We start from the raw sequence: 15,584 nt of genomic DNA, 5'->3' as shown, positions 1-15,584 counted from the left end.
CGAAATTCCAGCGGGTTTACGCGATCAGCGTGATCGAACGGGTGGTCATAATGTCTCACGTCGTGTGAGGCCGAACCGCGCCAGCGCGGGCGCCAGCGCCTCGGTCGTCGCGTCGCTCGCGGTGAACACCGCGCGCCCGTCGCCCGCCGCCTCGGGCCAGCCCTCCCCCTGCGTCAGGAACGCGATCCGCCGCGCGATCCCCGCACTGCCATCGACGAAGCTCACCGGGCGCGGCGCGGCGGCGGCCAATTCGTCGCCGACGAGCGGGAAATGCGTGCAGGCGTTGACGATCGTGTCGATTCGCGCGCCGCCCGGCTGGCCGAACAATCCGTCGAGGATCGCGGCGTAGCGCGCCGGGTCGGTGGCATGGCCGTGGAGCTTGGCCTCGGCGAGCTCGACCAGTTCGGCCGAGCCATGCCGCAGCACCGTGCAATCGGCCGCGAATCGCGTCGCGAGATCGTCGACATAGGGCTGGCGCACCGTCGCATTGGTGCCGAGCACCCCGATCACACGCGTCTTGCTGACCAAGGCGGCCGGTTTGATCGCCGGCACCGTCCCCACCACCGGCACGTCGAGCGCCTCGCGCACCGCGGCGAGCGCGATCGTCGAGGCGGTGTTGCACGCGATCACGATCAGCCGCGGGCGATAGCGCTCGGCCAGCCGCCCGAGCAGCGCGGGCACGCGCGCGGCGATCTCGGCCTCGCTCTTGGTGCCGTACGGAAACCCCGCCGAATCGGCGACATAGACGACCGGCATCTGCGGCAGCAGCGCGCGCGCCGCGGCGAGCACCGACAGGCCGCCGATGCCGGAATCAAAAAACAGAACGGGTCGTGAATCCATCGCCGCGCCATAACCCAGCGCAGCGATTTGACAAATCGTCACGGTCCGGGAGAGGTGCCCAATATCCGCGCGATATGCTATGCGCAGGGCGCTTGGGGGCTGAAACCGTGTCGATCGTTACTCTCTGGATGGCACCTGCCGCCGCGCTGGTGCTTGGCTATCTGCTGGGCTCGATCCCGTTCGGCGTCCTGCTGACGCGGATGGCGGGCGCGGGCGATCTGCGCACGATCGGGTCGGGCAATATCGGCGCGACCAATGTGCTGCGCACCGGGCGCAAGGGGCTGGCGGCGGCGACGCTGCTGCTCGATGCGTTCAAGGGTTTTGCCGCAGTGTGGATCGCCGAACGCTATCTCGGCGGCAACGGCGTGATCGCCGCGGCGGCGGCGTTTCTCGGGCATTGCTACCCCGTCTGGCTCGGCTTCAAGGGCGGCAAGGGCGTGGCCACGCTGCTCGGCATCGTGCTCGCGCTGCACTGGCCGATCGGGCTGGTCTATGCGCTGGTGTGGATCGCCTTGCTCGCGCTTTTCCGCATCTCGTCGCTCGCCGGAATGCTCGCCGCGATCAGCGCGCCGCTCAGTGCGGCCTATTTCTCGCAGTTCGACGTCGTGCTGCTGCTGCTCGCGCTCGCCTTGATCGTGGTGTGGAAGCATCGCGCGAACATCGAGCGGCTGGTAAGCGGGGTCGAGCCGCGCGTCGGCAGCAAACATGGCTGATGGCGGGCGAGAGAACGGCGCAGTCGCCCGCCTCCGCCTGATTCGCACCGCGCAGATCGGCCCGGTCAGCTACGCGCACTTGCTCGCGCGCTTCGGCAGTGCCGCGGCCGCGCTCGAGGCGCTGCCGCATTTGGCAGCCCGCGGCGGCGGCACCCCGCCACCGGTCGCCCCGGTGGCGCTGGCCGAGCGCGAACTGGCGCTCGTCGCACGACTCGGTGCGCGCCACCTGTTTCTCGGCGATCCCGATTATCCCGCGCTGCTCGCCCAGCTCGATGATGCGCCCCCCGCTATCATTCTGCGCGGGCGCACCGAACTGCTCGCGCGCACGACGATCGCGCTGGTCGGCGCGCGCAATGCGTCGGCCGCGGCATGCCGCTTCGCCCGCCAGCTCGCCGCCGAACTCGGGCAGGAGGAGGTCGCGATCGTCTCGGGGCTCGCGCGCGGGGTCGATACCGCGGCGCATATCGGGTCGATCGAGACGGGCACGATCGGCGTGATCGCAGGCGGGATCGACGTGGTCTATCCGCCCGAAAACGCCGCGCTGCAGGAGCGGATCGCCAATGAAGGGCTGCTGATCGCCGAGCAGCCCCCCGGCACCGAGCCGCGCGCGCGCCACTTCCCCTATCGCAATCGTATCATCGCAGGACTCGCGCTCGGCACGGTGGTGGTCGAGGCGGCGCCCAAATCGGGGTCGCTGATCACCGCGCGGCTCGCGGGCGAACTCGGCCGCGAGGTGATGGCGGTGCCCGGCAGCCCGCTCGACCCGCGCGCGCAAGGCTGCAACGGGCTGATCCGCGACGGTGCGACGCTGGTGCAGAGCGCCGCCGACGTGCTCGAAACGCTGCGGCCGATCGACCGGCGGATGGTCCGTACCACCCGCACCCCCTTTGCCGCGCCACCCCCCGCCGATGCGAGCGACGCCGAACGCCGCGACATCCTGGGCTTGCTCGGCCCCGTGCCGGTCGCGATTGACGAGCTGATCCGCCAGTCGGGCCACAGCCCGGCGATCGTCCAAACGGTGCTGCTCGAGCTCGAACTCGCCGGCCGGCTCGAGCGGCATGCCGGCGCGCGAGTCGCGCTGCTCGCTTTCCCGCCTGAGCACGCCCCCGGCCGCCAATAGCGCCAAGATCTGACCGCTCCGCATGAGCAGAGGGCGGCGCGGCACAGTCAAACGCTCCGACCACCGCGCATATCGGGCGCTCCAGAAACTTCGGCTTGCGTCGATCGTTACGGCACCGCAGCAGACCTGCACTTACGCGGAGCCGATGCCTTGCCCTTTCTGCACAGTCCGACACGTTTCCTGATGCACTATGTCGCCGCACGCCCGTGGATCTTCCTGGCGCTCGGCTTGCTCGTCGCCGCTGCCTCGATCAGTTCGATCGGAATTCAATACGCGATGAAGCTGCTGATCGATGCGATGACCGGCGGCGTCCGCGCGCGCGGCACGGTCTATGCCTCGCTCGCGGTGTTTCTCGGCCTCGTCATCGTCGAAAGCCTGTTGCAGCGCGCCTCGGCGCTGACGCTCGGGCAGGCGACGGTCAGCTCGGGGGTCGGCATCCGGCTCGACATGGTCAATTACCTGACCGGCCACCAGATGCCGTTCTTCCAGAACCAGCGCGCCGGTTCGCTCGGCCACCGCATTTCAGGGCTCGCTGGGATCTTCGGCGCGATCATGCACCGGCTGCTGCGCGAAGTGACGCCGCCGCTGATCGCCTTTGCCGGCGCGATGCTGATCTTCGTGACGATCGATGCCGCGATGGCGGCGATCCTCGGCGGCGTCTTCCTGCTCGTCACCATCGCGCTGATCCTGCTGGGCCTGCGCGGCCATGTCCACCACACCGCGTTCGCGCAGCATGCCGGGCGCGCGGGCGGCGAGCTGATCGACATGATCGGCAATATCTGGGTGGTGAAGGCGTTCGCCGCGCGCGACCGCGAGCTCGACCGGCTCGAGGGATTTCTCGACAAGGAAGCCGATGCGCAGCGCCGCGGCTGGTTCTTCGTCGAGCAGATGCGCGGGCTGCACGACCTCGCGCTCGCAGTGCTGGTCGGCGGCACGCTGATCTGGGCGATCGGGCGCTGGTCGACCGGCGCGATCTCGACCGGCGACGTCGTGATCATCAGCACGATGACCTTCCGCATCCTCAACGGCTCGCGCGATCTCGCCATGGCGGTGATCGATACCAGCCAGCAGTTCAGTTACCTGCGCGAGACGCTCGATATCATCGGCGTGCCGCAGACGCTGAGCGATGCACCCGACGCGACGCGGCTGCGCGTCGGCGAGGGAACCGTCGACGTCGCCAACGTCACCTTCGGCTATGATCCGCGCGACCCGATCGTCCACGATCTGTCGCTGCACGTGCCCGCCGGGCAGAAGCTCGGCATCGTCGGCGCGTCGGGCGCGGGGAAATCCTCGCTGCTCCAGCTGATCCAGCGCTTCCACGATCCGCAGATCGGCCATCTCGCGATCGACGGGCAGCGGATCGACCATGTCACGCAGGAATCGCTGCGCGACGCGATCGCCGTCGTGCCGCAGGAGGTGCTGCTGTTCCACCGCTCGGTGATGGACAATATCCGCATCGCGCGCCCCGATGCGAGCGACGAGGACGTCCATGCCGCCGCCGATGCAGCCGGCTGCGACGATTTCATTCGCCGCCTGTCGCACGGCTACGACACCGTCGTCGGCGAGCGCGGCGCCAATTTGTCGGGCGGGCAGCGCCAGCGGATCGGCATCGCGCGCGCCTTCCTCAAGAATGCGCGGATCGTGCTGCTCGACGAGGCGACCAGCGCGCTCGATTCGGAGAGCGAACTCGAAGTGCAGAACGGGCTCGATGCGCTGGTCCGCAACCGCACGGTGATCGCGGTCGCGCATCGGCTGTCGACGATCGTCGGGTTCGACCGCGTGATCGTGGTCGACAAGGGCCGGATCATCGAGGACGGACCGCCGCAGCTGCTGCTGCGCCAGAAAGGCGGGGCGTTCCGGCAATTGTGGGTGATGCAGGTCGAAGGGCTCGACCGGGGGCAGAGCCGCTCGCTCGATCTCGCAGCGGCGGGCGGGCGACTGCGCGACGCGTCGATGGAGCACGGGCGCAAACTGGGCGGCGCGATGCTGACCGCCTGGAGCAACCTGGCCGAGCGCGAGCGGGGGTGACGCCCCGCTCGCGCGGCGTGGCCGGCGCGGGAGAGACAAATCGCTGTCCCCCGGCGCGGCGCTTGTGGCAGAAGGCGCCGCGATGCGCCTCCCCCTCCCCTTTTTGCCGCGGCGCGCATCGCTTCCGGAAACGCTGTCCAGGCGCGTGGCGGCCTGCCGCCGCAGCGATCTGCCCGTCTGCGCGGTCGAGCCGGTCCTCTGGCCACGGCTTGACGCCGCCGCCTTCGTCTCTCCATCCTCGCGCGTACACGTAAGGACGCTTTGAACCACCATGCAGCTTGTCATCGTAGAATCGCCCGCCAAGGCGAAGACCATCGAGAAATATCTCGGTTCTGACTATCGCGTGCTCGCGAGCTACGGCCATGTCCGCGATCTGCCGCCCAAGGACGGATCGGTGAATCCCGACGAAGGGTTCGCGATGGAATGGGAGAATTACGCCGACAAGACCAAGCAGTTGAAGGCGATCACCGATCTCGCCAAGACCGCCGACCGCCTGATCCTCGCGACCGATCCCGATCGCGAAGGCGAGGCGATCAGCTGGCACGTCCAGGAAGTGCTGCGGAACCGCAAGGCGCTCCCCAAGGACGTCCAGCGCGTCACCTTCAACGCGATCACCAAGGCGACGGTGACCGAGGCGATGAAGCATCCGCGCGAGCTCGATACCGATCTGATCGACGCCTACCGCGCACGCCGCGCGCTCGACTATCTCGTCGGCTTCACGCTCTCGCCGGTGCTGTGGCGCAAGCTCCCCGGCGCCAAGTCGGCCGGCCGCGTCCAGTCGGTCGCGCTGCGCCTGATCGTCAGCCGCGAGCGCGAGATCGAAGCCTTCCGCGCACAGGAATATTGGTCGGTCACCGCCGAGATGGAGCAGGACGGCACCCCGTTCCAGGCGCGCCTCGTCCAGTTCGAGGGCAAGAAGCTCGACCGCCTGTCGATCGGGGAAGAGGGCACGGCGATGCGCGCCAAGGCTGCGGTCGAGAGCGGCGCGTTCACCGTGCAAACGGTCGAAGTGAAGCCCGCGACGCGCAACCCGCCGCCGCCTTTCACCACCTCGACGCTCCAGCAGGAAGCCTCGCGCAAGCTCGGCTTCTCGGCCGACCACACGATGCGGATCGCACAGGGCCTCTACGAGGACGGCGCGATCACCTATATGCGTACCGACGGCGTGCAGATGGATTCGAGCGCGATCTCGGCCGCGCGTCTCGCCGTCGCCAACCGCTATGATGCGAGCTATGTCCCCGACAAGCCGCGCGTCTATCAGACCAAGGCGAAGAATGCGCAGGAAGCGCACGAGGCGATCCGCCCGACCGATTTCGGCAAGGACAAGGCCGGCGGCGGCGATCATGCGCGGCTGTACGACCTGATCTTCAAGCGCGCGCTCGCCAGCCAGATGGCGTCGGCGCGGATGGAGCGCACCACGGTCGAGATGCTCGACGGCACCGGCCAGACCGGCCTGCGCGCGACCGGCCAGGTCGTGCTCTTCCCCGGCTATCTCGCGCTCTACGAAGAAGGCTCGGACGACACGCAGGACGAAGACGCGCGCCGCCTGCCGCGTCTTCGCGAGGGGGATGCCCCCGCCAAGAAGGGCGTGAATGCCGAGCAGCATTTCACCCAGCCGCCGCCGCGCTTCTCCGAGGCCTCGCTGGTCAAGCGCCTGGAAGAGCTCGGCATCGGCCGCCCGTCGACCTATGCCTCGATCATCAAGACGCTCAAGGACCGCGAATACGTCCGCGTCGAGAAGAACCGTTTCTTCGCCGAGGAATCAGGGCGCCTGGTGACGGCGTTCCTCGAACGCTTCTTCGAGCGATATGTGAGTTACGATTTCACCTCGGGCCTTGAGGACGAGCTCGACGAAGTCTCGGGCGGGCGCGCCGAATGGCAAGCCGTGCTCGAGGCGTTCTGGCGCGATTTCAAGCCGCGCACGACCGAGGTGATGGAGCAGAAGCCGTCCGAAGTGACCGCCGAGCTCGACAAGTTCCTGGCGCCCTATCTCTTCCCGCCGATGGCCGATGGCAGCGATCCGCGGCTGTGCCCGAATTGCGGCAAGGGGCAGCTCGCCTTGCGTGGCGGCAAGTTCGGCGCGTTCGTGGCGTGCTCCAACTATCCCGACTGCAAATACACCCGCCGCTTCGGCCAGCCGGGCGCGGATGGCGAAGGCGTCGACACCGGTCCTGAGACGCTGGGCAACGATCCCGAGACCGGCCTCCCGGTCGAGCGCAAGTCGGGGCGCTTCGGGCCGTATATCCAGATCGGCGAAGGCGAGACGCGCAAGATGGCGTCGATCCCGAAGGATATCGGCGAGCTCGATCTCGAATGGGCGCTGAAACTGCTGTCGCTGCCGCGCACGATCGGCACGCACCCCGAAACCGGTGAGCCGATCACGGCGGCGATCGGTCGCTATGGCCCGTATCTGAAGCACGCCGGCAAATATGCGCGGCTGACATCGACCGACGACGTGTTCGAAACGGGCATGAACGCCGCGGTCGTCAAGCTCGCCGAGGCGGCAGCAGGCGGCGGGCGGCAGCAGCGCGGCGCGCAGGCACCGCTGAAAGTGCTCGGGCTGCACCCGCGCAGCGAGGCCGAGATCAAGCTGATGGAGGGGCGCTACGGCGCCTACGTCACCGACGGTACGACCAATGCGACGCTGCCCAAGTCGATCGAGAAGGATGCGCTGACGCTCGAGGAAGCGGCGGAGCTGATCGACGCACGCGCGGCGGCGGCACCGCCGACCAAGGGTAAGAAGAAGGCAGCGGCCAAGAAGGCGCCCGCGAAAAAGGCGGCAGCCAAGAAGCCTGCGGCCGAAGCAGCCGCGGCAGGCGAGCCCGCCGTCAAGAAGGCACCCGCGAAGAAGCCTGCGGCGAAGAAGCCCGCGGCCAAGAAAGCCCCTGCCAAGAAAGTTACGGCAGCGGCGGAATAAGGATCAGGCCGCGCGGCGCTGTCGGCTGACGAGCACGGCACGCGCCGCGGCCTGGGCGGCGGCGATCTCTCGCGCCGTCATGTCTTCGGCGATGTCGCGGCGGCAATCCTTGGCGATCTCGCTGCCGGCGACGGCGGCGAGGTTGAACCATTTATGCGCTTCGATCAGGTCGACCCCGACGCCGGCGGCGCCGCTCGAATAGACCATGCCGAGTTCGTAACAGGCGTCGGCATCGCCCAGCGCCGCGTCGGCCACGCGACTGTCGGTCAGGAATTGTGCGTGCTTCAGGCTCGTGCCCATGTCGTAAACCCCCGTTAACCATTTCTGTTGAGACGACCATGCCGTAGCGGTCTCAACAAATGGTTAACGGCGATTAGGCATGCTCGCGCGGCGGCACGGCGAGGTTGTCGATCAGCCGCGTCGCGCCGATTTTTGCGGCGGCAACAAGCCGCCGCGCACGCGCGGGATCGGTCCCCGGGGTCAGCGTGAGCGCATCGACCAGCTCGAGATAATCGACCACGAACCCCGCCGCGATCAGCGCCTCGCGCGCGCTCGCCAGCGCTCCGTCGGCATCGTCGCCGCGCGCGATCGCCTTGGCGGCGACACCGAGCGCACGCGGCAGGGCGACCGCGGCGGCGCGCTGAGCATCGTCGAGATAGATGTTGCGCGACGACAGGGCGAGCCCGTCATCGTCGCGCTGCGTCGGAACGCCCTGGATCTCGATCCCGAAATCGAGATCGGCGACCATCTGGCGGATCACCGCGAGCTGCTGGAAATCCTTCTCGCCGAACAAGGCGATATCGGGCCGGACCTGGTTGAACAATTTGGCGACGACCGTCGCGACGCCGTCGAAATGCCCGGGCCGCGAAATCCCGTCGAGCCCCTCGCTCACCCCCGACACCGAGATCTTGGTGGCGAAGCCTGCCGGATACATCACCTCGACCGGCGGCAGCCACAACAGGTCACAGCCCGCCTCGGTCAGCATCCGCGCGTCGGCGGCCTCGCGACGCGGATAGCGCGAGAGGTCTTCATTGGGCCCGAACTGCGTCGGATTGACGAAAATCGACGCGACGACCTTGCGCCCCGGCCGCTTCGCCGCCTCGATCAGCGCGAGGTGTCCGGCGTGCAGCGCGCCCATCGTCGGGACGAGCGCGACGCTCGCGCCGCCGTCGCGCAAAGCGCCAATCCCGGAACGGAGCGCTTCGAGGGTACGGATGGTTTGCACGGGTCGGTGCCCTTCGGTAAAGACGCTTGGATTGGGCGCGCCTTCTATGAGGCTCGCCCCCACCGAACAAGACGGGAAGCAACCACGTTGGCGACTGCTGCGCGAAAGCCACATATCATTGTCTTTGCCAACGAAAAAGGCGGCACGGGCAAATCGACGACCGCGGTCCATGTCGCGATCGCGCTGCAGGCACGCGGCGCGCAGGTCGCCGCGTTCGACCTCGATCATCGCCAGCGCACGATGGGGCGCTATTTCGACAATCGTGCCGCAACGGTACAGCGCACCGGCCGCGAACTGCCGATTCCACGCCACGCGACGCATGACGGCGAGAGCGACGACCGCTTCAACGACGTGTTCGAGTCGCTGGCGGAGGGTGCCGACTTCCTGGTGATCGACACGCCCGGCCGCGACGACCCGTTCGCGCGCGTCGCGGCGAGCCGCGCCGACACGCTCGTCACGCCGATGAACGACAGCTTCGTCGATTTCGACCTGATCGGCCAGGTCCATCCCGAGACGTACAAGGTCACGCGGCCGAGCTTCTATGCCGAGTTGATCTGGGAGGCGCGCAAGGCGCGCGCCAAGGCCGACGGCTCGACGATCGACTGGGTCGTGCTGCGCAACCGCGTCCAGCATATCGAGGCGCGCAACATGCGCCGCGTGTCCGAAGCGCTCGATCAGCTCGCCAAGCGGGTCGGTTTCCGTATCGTGCCGGGTCTCGGCGAGCGCGTGATCTATCGCGAGCTGTTTCCCGCTGGCCTCACGATGCTCGACTCGGGCGAGTTCGGCGCGATGGGGCTGGCGCATGTCGCCGCGCGCCAGGAACTGCGCGAGATGATGGGCGCGCTCGCGCTGCCCGAAACGGTCCTGCCGCTCTTCGCCTGATGGGCAAATTGCTCCTCATCGCCGCGCTGCTGATCGGCGGATGGCTGTTGCTGCGGCCGCGGCCCAAGCCGGTCGTGCGCGTCGATGAAGCCGAGGCGCGCGCGGTGCTCGGCATCGGCGCGGGGGCCGACGAAGCGGCTATCCGCGCGGCGCATCGGCGGCTAATCAGCGCAGTGCATCCAGACAAGGGCGGCTCGGCCGATCTTACACGGCGGATCAACACGGCCCGCGACGTCCTTCTCAAGCGTTAACGCATCGATCCATCCTCCCTTGCCGCCTGGGCGAGGGTACCCATAGCAGGAGCCCGCATGACGCATCGGTTCGACCCTACCTCGCTGCGCGAATATGACATCCGCGGAATCGTCGGGAAGACGCTCGGCGTCGCCGACGCCGATGCGATTGGTCGCGGTTTCGGCACGCGCGTGCGCCGCGCTGGCGGCACCCGTGTCGCGGTCGGCTATGACGGCCGCCTGTCCTCGCCCGAGCTCGAGGCCGCGCTCGTCGGCGGACTGACCGCGGTCGGCGTCCACGTCGTGCGGATCGGCATGGGGCCGACGCCGATGCTCTATTACGCCGAAGCCACGCTAGAAGTGGATGGCGGCATCGAGATAACCGGCAGCCACAATCCCGCCGAGTATAACGGCTTCAAGATGGTGCTGCAGCACAAGCCGTTTTTCGGCGCCGACATCCAGGAGCTCGGCCGCATGGCGGCGGACGGCGATTGGGACACGGTCGCTGACGACGCCGACAAGGGCACCGTGACGACCGCCGATATCGAGGACGACTATGTCGGTCGCCTCGTCGCGGGCTATGCCGGCGGCAGCTACAAGATCGGCTGGGACGCTGGCAACGGCGTGTCGGGCCCGATCATCGAGAAGCTCGTCAAGCTCCTGCCGGGTGAGCATCACCTGCTGTTCACCCAAGTCGACGGCAATTTTCCCAACCATCATCCCGATCCTACCGACGAAAAGAACCTCGTCGATCTCAAGGCGCTCGTCGCCGAGAAGCAGCTCGATTTCGGACTGGCGTTCGACGGCGACGGCGACCGGATCGGCGCGATCGACGGCCAGGGCCGCGTGATCTGGGGCGATCAGATTCTCTCCATTCTGGCTGAACCTGTCCTCAAGGAGATCCCCGGCGCGACGATCATCGCCGACGTCAAGGCATCGCAGATGCTGTTCGACCGCGTCAGCGAGCTCGGCGGCACGCCGCTGATGTGGAAGACGGGCCATTCGCTGATCAAGATGAAGATGAAGGAAACCGACAGCCCGCTCGCCGGCGAGATGAGCGGTCACATCTTCTTCGCGCACGAATTCTACGGCTTCGACGACGCGCATTACGCCGCCGTCCGGCTGATCCGCGCGGCGCACATGATCGGAAAGTCGATCACCGAGCTGCGCGGCGCGATGCCGGCTTTGGTCAACACCCCCGAAATGCGCTTCCAGGTCGATGAGAGCCGCAAGTTCGCGGTGGTCGAGGAAGTGCTCGCACGGCTCGAGGCCGAGGGCGCCGACGTCAATCCGACCGATGGCGCACGCGTCAACACGCCCGACGGCTGGTGGCTGCTGCGCGCCTCGAACACGCAGGACGTGCTCGTCGCGCGTGCCGAGGCGACCGATCAGGCCGCGCTCGATCGCCTGCTGGGCATGATCGACGACCAGCTCGGCAAGAGCGGCGTCGTGCGCGGGGAGCAGGCGGCGCACTAAGTCGGTTTTGTTCGCGCGGAGGCGCGAAGGACACAGAGGGGTTGCGCGAGTGGGAAACGCTCGCGCACCCCTGGGCCTCGTGGGTACAGTGCTCAGGCCCACCGGTAGCCTTGGACGCAGGACGGCGCAGATTGCGCAACACCTCCGCGTCCTCCGCGTCTCCGCGCGAACAAACCTTCTTCTTCGCTCGCAATCGCGCCCAGAACACGCCACCTAGGCGCGATGCCTCCCCCACCCCCCCAGATCATCCGCGTCATCGATCTCGAAACCACCGGTGAAGCCCCGCCGCTCCACGGCGTATGCGAGATCGGCTGGCAGGACGTCGCGCTCGGCAAGGATGGCCGCTGGGAGATCCAGGGCGAGGGCGGATCGCGCCTCGTCAATCCCGGCCGTCCGATCCCGCCGCTGACGCAGGCGATCCACCATATCCTCGACGAACAGGTCGCCGACGCGCCGTTCTGGCACGACGTCGCGCGCGGCGTGCTCGATCCCTACCCCCGCCGCGTCGCGCTCGCCGCGCATCGCTCGGCGGCGGAGGAGAAATTCTGCACGCCCGCGCTGACGCGTGACGCGCCGTGGATCTGCACCTGGAAATGCGCGCTGCGGTTATGGCCCGATACGCCGAGCTTCTCGAACCAGATGTTGCGCTATTGGCGCAAACCCGAGGGCCTCGAGCATGAACGCGGCCTGCCCGCACATCGCGCCTTTCCCGATGCCTATGTCACCGCCTTCCATCTGCGCGACATGCTCAACCTGGTCGGCCCCGAACAATTGATTGCCTGGTCGAGCGTCCCCGGCCTGCTCCCGCGCGTGATCCGCCCCGGGCCCGATCGCGGCAAGGATTGGGACGAGCTCAGCGACGATTCGCTCGCCATCATGCTCGGCGACCGCGACGAGGACGTGCGGTTCACCGCAGAGACCGAGCTCGCCCGGCGGCGTGGCGGCGGGACCCGCGCCTGACACGCGATCGCCCACGTCAAACTTGATTTCGGTCAATCCAGCCAGACTGGTTATTATTGTTGTCGCTGCGTAAGGACGTCGGGATGTTCAAGCGTTTTCCCCTCGGTTTCGGCGTCAGCGAGGGGCGCATGGGCCGCTTCCTCGTCGCCTGTATGGCGATGGGCTTCGCCGCGTTGGTCGCCGCCGGTCTCGCCGCCGCCTGGTCGACCGCGCAGAACGAAAGCCACACGCGCGACGTCAACCACACCTATGAGGTCGAGCTGGCGATCGGTCGCGCGCGGACCCTGATCGAGCAGAGCGAGACCGCGCGGCGCGGCTATGTGCTGACCGCCGATCCATTCTATCTCTACACCTATCGCAAGGCGATGGCGCAGCTCCCCGCCAAGCTCGAGCGGATCGCGACGTTGACGCAGGACAACCCTCGCCAGCAGCGCAACATCGCGACCTTGCACGCGCTGGTCGATGCGCTCGCGCAGCAGCGCGAGCAGACGATCGCGCTGACGCGGAACGGCAACCGCGAGCGCGCGGTCACGCTGTTCCAGGGGGAGAGCAATGCCCGCCGCATGATCATACTGCGCGCGCAGTCCGACGCGATGGTCGCAGAGGAGCAACGTCTGCTCGCGATCCGCGACGCCGCGCAGCTCGCCAGCGTCCGCGTCTTCTACGCCACGCTCGCCATTGCCGGGCTGCTGCTCGTGCTCGTCGCGGCCGCGACATTACTGACCGTGCTGCGCTACACGCGCGACCTTGCGACATCGCGTGACGCTTTGCGCGATTTCGCCGAGACGCTCGAGGAGCAGGTGCAGGAGCGCACCGCCGATCTGACGCGCGCGAACGAGGAGATCCAGCGCTTCGCCTATATCGTCAGCCACGATCTGCGCAGCCCGCTCGTCAACGTGATGGGCTTCACCGCCGAACTCGAAAGCGCGACCACCGAGATCGGCGCGCTGATCGACCGCGCCGAAGCGACTGCGCCCGAGATCGTAACCGTTGATGCCTGGCTCGCCGCGCGCGAGGACCTGCCCGAGGCGATCCGCTTTATCCGCACCTCGACGCAGAAGATGGACCGGTTGATCAACGCGATCCTCAAACTGTCGCGCGAGGGCCGCCGCGTCATCGCGCCGCAGCGGCTCGACGTCACCGCGATGGTCGAGGCGATCGCGGCAAGCCTTCAGACGCAGATCGAGGCGCGCGGCGCGACGCTGGTGATCGACGCCCCGCTGCCGGGGCTCATCAGCGACCGGCTCGCGATCGAGCAGATCTTCTCGAACCTGATCGAGAACGCCGTCAAATATCTGAGCCCCGATCGCGCAGGCCATATCGTCGTGCGCGGCAAGACGCACGGCAAGCGCGTGACCTACGAGTTCGAGGACAATGGCCGCGGGATCGCGCCGAACGATCACCAGCGCGTGTTCGACCTGTTCCGACGCGCCGGGAACCAGGATCAGCCCGGCGAAGGGATTGGGCTCGCGCATGTCCGCGCCTTGGCGTATCGCCTCGGCGGCGTTATCGACGTCACGTCGGAACTTGGGCGGGGGACGACCTTCCGTTTGAATTTGCCCAAGATCTTCGTCGACCCCAACACTGCAGACACGCGGGAAACCCAGAGATGACCGACCATAAGAGCGTCAGCATCGTGATGATCGAGGACGATGAGGGGCATGCGCGCCTGATCGAGAAGAACATCCGCCGCGCCGGCATCCTCAACGCGATCACGCATTTCACCGACGGCACGACCGCGCTCGATTATCTGTTCAACAGCGAGGACGGCCCGCAGCGCAACGGCCCCGCGCTGGTGCTGCTCGACCTCAATTTGCCCGACATGAGCGGGACCGACATCCTCGCCAAGATCAAGGCGGCCGATGGCCCGCTGCGCCGTACCCCCGTCGTCGTGCTGACGACGACCGACGACAAGGTCGAAATCCAGCGCTGCTACGATCTCGGGTGCAACGTCTACATCACCAAGCCGGTCAATTATGAGAGCTTCGCGACCGCGATCCGCCAGCTTGGTCTGTTCCTTTCGGTGATCCAGGTCCCAGACATCGAGCCCAAGGGGTGAACCAAGCCGCTGGCGCTGCGATCCTCTATATCGACGACGATGCGGGTCTGCGCCGCCTCGCCGTCCGCACGCTCGCGCGCCACGGCTATACGCTCACCGTCGCCGAGGGTGGCGCCGAGGGGATTGCGCTCGCCCAGGCGGCGGTCGCCGAAGGGCGGCCGTTCGATCTGATCGCGGTCGACCATTACATGCCGGGGATGGACGGGCTCGAGACGCTCGAGCGGCTGCGGGCCCTGCCGGGGATGCCGCCGGTCGTCTATGTGACCGGGTCCGAAGAGGGCCGGATCGCGGTCGCTGCGCTGAAAGCGGGCGCGGCGGATTATGTCGTGAAGACCGTCGGCACCGATTTCTTCGACCTGCTTGCGAGCGCGTTCGGCCAGGTGCTCGAACGCGCGGCGCTCGAACGCGACAAGGCCGCTGCCGAGGATCAGCTGCGCGCGAGCAACGCGCGGCTTGAGGCGCTGCTACGCGAGGTCAACCACCGCGTCGCCAATTCGCTGCAGATCGTCTCGGCGATGGTCCGGATGCAATCGACCGCGCTCGCCGACGAGAATGCGCGGCTCGCGCTCGAGGATACGCAGCGCCGCATCGCCGCGATCGCGCAGGTGCATCGCCGGCTCTACACCAGCAACGATGTCGAGCAGGTCGACATGCGCGAATATCTCGGCGCGCTGGTCGACGAGCTGGGCGAGACCTGGTCGACCCCCGCCGCCCCGCGCGTGCTGTCGCTGGACGCCGAGTCGATCCGCCTTTCGACCGATCGCGCGGTGTCGCTCGGCGTGATCGTCACCGAGCTTGTCAGCAATGCCTGCAAATATGCCTATCCGGCGAGCGGCGGCGAAGTGCGCGTTTCGCTCACCGGCGATGGCGAGGGGCATTTCCGGCTCGCGGTCGAGGATGACGGGGTCGGCATGGTCGCCGATGCCGCGCCGCGCGGCACCGGGGTCGGCACCAAGCTGATCCGCGCGATGGCGCAGAGCCTGCAGACGATCGTCGAATACGACACGGCGAGCCGCACCGGCGTCCGCGCGACGCTTCGCGCCGCGCTCGATTAAGCCACCAGGTCGGTCACCCCGGCCGTGCGCCGGGGACCACCGTCATCGCAAACAATCGCTTCAGTATCTGCGGCGCGGT

General features: G+C 67.7%; 14 protein-coding genes. 11 read left to right on the top strand and 3 right to left on the bottom strand.

The window, feature by feature from the left end:
* Nucleotides 1-45: 45 nt before the first annotated feature.
* Nucleotides 46-840, bottom strand: a complete 795-nt coding sequence (gene murI, locus EAH76_RS13215) for a glutamate racemase (protein WP_140850741.1) — start codon at nucleotides 838-840, stop codon at nucleotides 46-48.
* 128 nt (nucleotides 841-968) lie between these two features.
* On the opposite strand from murI, the gene plsY reads away from it, so the two are divergent.
* From plsY to topA, 4 genes are all read left to right on the top strand, one after another.
* Nucleotides 969-1,553: a glycerol-3-phosphate 1-O-acyltransferase PlsY gene (plsY, locus tag EAH76_RS13210; protein WP_140850740.1), complete on the top strand. Its 585-nt coding sequence runs from the start codon at nucleotides 969-971 to the stop codon at nucleotides 1,551-1,553.
* On the top strand, nucleotides 1,546-2,673 hold the full coding sequence (gene dprA, locus EAH76_RS13205; protein ID WP_140850739.1) for a DNA-processing protein DprA: 1,128 nt from the start codon (nucleotides 1,546-1,548) through the stop codon (nucleotides 2,671-2,673). Before plsY ends, dprA begins: the two co-directional genes overlap by 8 nt.
* Nucleotides 2,674-2,823: 150 nt before the next feature.
* Nucleotides 2,824-4,701, top strand: a complete 1,878-nt coding sequence (locus EAH76_RS13200) for an ABC transporter ATP-binding protein (protein ID WP_140850738.1) — start codon at nucleotides 2,824-2,826, stop codon at nucleotides 4,699-4,701.
* A gap of 271 nt (nucleotides 4,702-4,972) precedes the next feature.
* Nucleotides 4,973-7,618 carry a type I DNA topoisomerase gene (topA, locus tag EAH76_RS13195; protein WP_140850737.1) on the top strand — a complete coding sequence of 882 codons (2,646 nt, stop codon included), beginning with the start codon at nucleotides 4,973-4,975 and terminating at the stop codon, nucleotides 7,616-7,618.
* A gap of 3 nt (nucleotides 7,619-7,621) precedes the next feature.
* On the opposite strand, the gene EAH76_RS13190 is transcribed toward topA, so the two are convergent.
* On the bottom strand, nucleotides 7,622-7,918 hold the full coding sequence (locus EAH76_RS13190) for an SEL1-like repeat protein (protein ID WP_140850736.1): 297 nt from the start codon (nucleotides 7,916-7,918) through the stop codon (nucleotides 7,622-7,624).
* 73 nt (nucleotides 7,919-7,991) lie between these two features.
* Nucleotides 7,992-8,843, bottom strand: coding sequence for a pantoate--beta-alanine ligase (panC, locus tag EAH76_RS13185; RefSeq protein WP_140850735.1), 852 nt, complete (start codon nucleotides 8,841-8,843; stop codon nucleotides 7,992-7,994).
* Nucleotides 8,844-8,930: 87 nt separating this feature from the next.
* Here panC and EAH76_RS13180 point away from each other — a divergent pair, with 87 nt between their 5' ends.
* The 7 genes from EAH76_RS13180 (at nucleotide 8,931) to EAH76_RS13150 (ending at nucleotide 15,505) form a co-directional block, all read left to right on the top strand.
* A complete protein-coding gene (locus EAH76_RS13180; RefSeq protein ID WP_140850734.1) occupies nucleotides 8,931-9,725 on the top strand; it encodes a division plane positioning ATPase MipZ in 795 nt (264 codons plus the stop codon).
* Entirely contained in the window at nucleotides 9,725-9,976 is a 252-nt protein-coding gene (locus EAH76_RS13175; RefSeq protein ID WP_140850733.1) for a J domain-containing protein, read from the top strand. Before EAH76_RS13180 ends, EAH76_RS13175 begins: the two co-directional genes overlap by 1 nt.
* A gap of 57 nt (nucleotides 9,977-10,033) precedes the next feature.
* Complete coding sequence (pgmG, locus tag EAH76_RS13170; protein WP_140850732.1) at nucleotides 10,034-11,431, top strand: phosphoglucomutase/phosphomannomutase PgmG; 1,398 nt, start codon at nucleotides 10,034-10,036, stop codon at nucleotides 11,429-11,431.
* Between the two features lie 222 nt (nucleotides 11,432-11,653).
* On the top strand, nucleotides 11,654-12,391 hold the full coding sequence (locus tag EAH76_RS13165) for an exonuclease domain-containing protein (RefSeq protein WP_140850731.1): 738 nt from the start codon (nucleotides 11,654-11,656) through the stop codon (nucleotides 12,389-12,391).
* A gap of 83 nt (nucleotides 12,392-12,474) precedes the next feature.
* Entirely contained in the window at nucleotides 12,475-14,004 is a 1,530-nt protein-coding gene (locus tag EAH76_RS13160) for a sensor histidine kinase (RefSeq protein ID WP_140850730.1), read from the top strand.
* Nucleotides 14,001-14,450, top strand: a complete 450-nt coding sequence (locus EAH76_RS13155) for a response regulator (RefSeq protein ID WP_140850729.1) — start codon at nucleotides 14,001-14,003, stop codon at nucleotides 14,448-14,450. Before EAH76_RS13160 ends, EAH76_RS13155 begins: the two co-directional genes overlap by 4 nt.
* Nucleotides 14,447-15,505 (top strand): sensor histidine kinase, encoded by a 1,059-nt coding sequence (locus EAH76_RS13150; protein ID WP_140850728.1) that lies wholly within the window; start codon nucleotides 14,447-14,449, stop codon nucleotides 15,503-15,505. The genes EAH76_RS13155 and EAH76_RS13150 overlap by 4 nt, the downstream gene beginning before the upstream one ends.
* Nucleotides 15,506-15,584: the final 79 nt, after the last annotated feature.

The sequence above is a fragment of the Sphingomonas glacialis genome (assembly GCF_006439055.1).
Lineage (GTDB): Bacteria > Pseudomonadota > Alphaproteobacteria > Sphingomonadales > Sphingomonadaceae > Sphingomonas > Sphingomonas glacialis_A.
The sequence above is the reverse complement of the archived record's forward strand: the minus strand, read 5'-3'. Positions and strand labels throughout refer to the sequence as shown.

Coding starts and splice junctions, on each gene's coding strand:
- pgmG (WP_140850732.1), top strand. CDS start 10,034: ATGACGCATCGGTTCGACCCTACCTCGCTGCGCGAATATGACATCCGC.
- EAH76_RS13175 (WP_140850733.1), top strand. CDS start 9,725: ATGGGCAAATTGCTCCTCATCGCCGCGCTGCTGATCGGCGGATGGCTG.
- plsY (WP_140850740.1), top strand. CDS start 969: ATGGCACCTGCCGCCGCGCTGGTGCTTGGCTATCTGCTGGGCTCGATC.
- EAH76_RS13155 (WP_140850729.1), top strand. CDS start 14,001: ATGACCGACCATAAGAGCGTCAGCATCGTGATGATCGAGGACGATGAG.
- topA (WP_140850737.1), top strand. CDS start 4,973: ATGCAGCTTGTCATCGTAGAATCGCCCGCCAAGGCGAAGACCATCGAG.
- EAH76_RS13165 (WP_140850731.1), top strand. CDS start 11,654: ATGCCTCCCCCACCCCCCCAGATCATCCGCGTCATCGATCTCGAAACC.
- murI (WP_140850741.1), bottom strand. CDS start 840: ATGGATTCACGACCCGTTCTGTTTTTTGATTCCGGCATCGGCGGCCTG.
- dprA (WP_140850739.1), top strand. CDS start 1,546: ATGGCTGATGGCGGGCGAGAGAACGGCGCAGTCGCCCGCCTCCGCCTG.
- EAH76_RS13190 (WP_140850736.1), bottom strand. CDS start 7,918: ATGGGCACGAGCCTGAAGCACGCACAATTCCTGACCGACAGTCGCGTG.
- EAH76_RS13160 (WP_140850730.1), top strand. CDS start 12,475: ATGTTCAAGCGTTTTCCCCTCGGTTTCGGCGTCAGCGAGGGGCGCATG.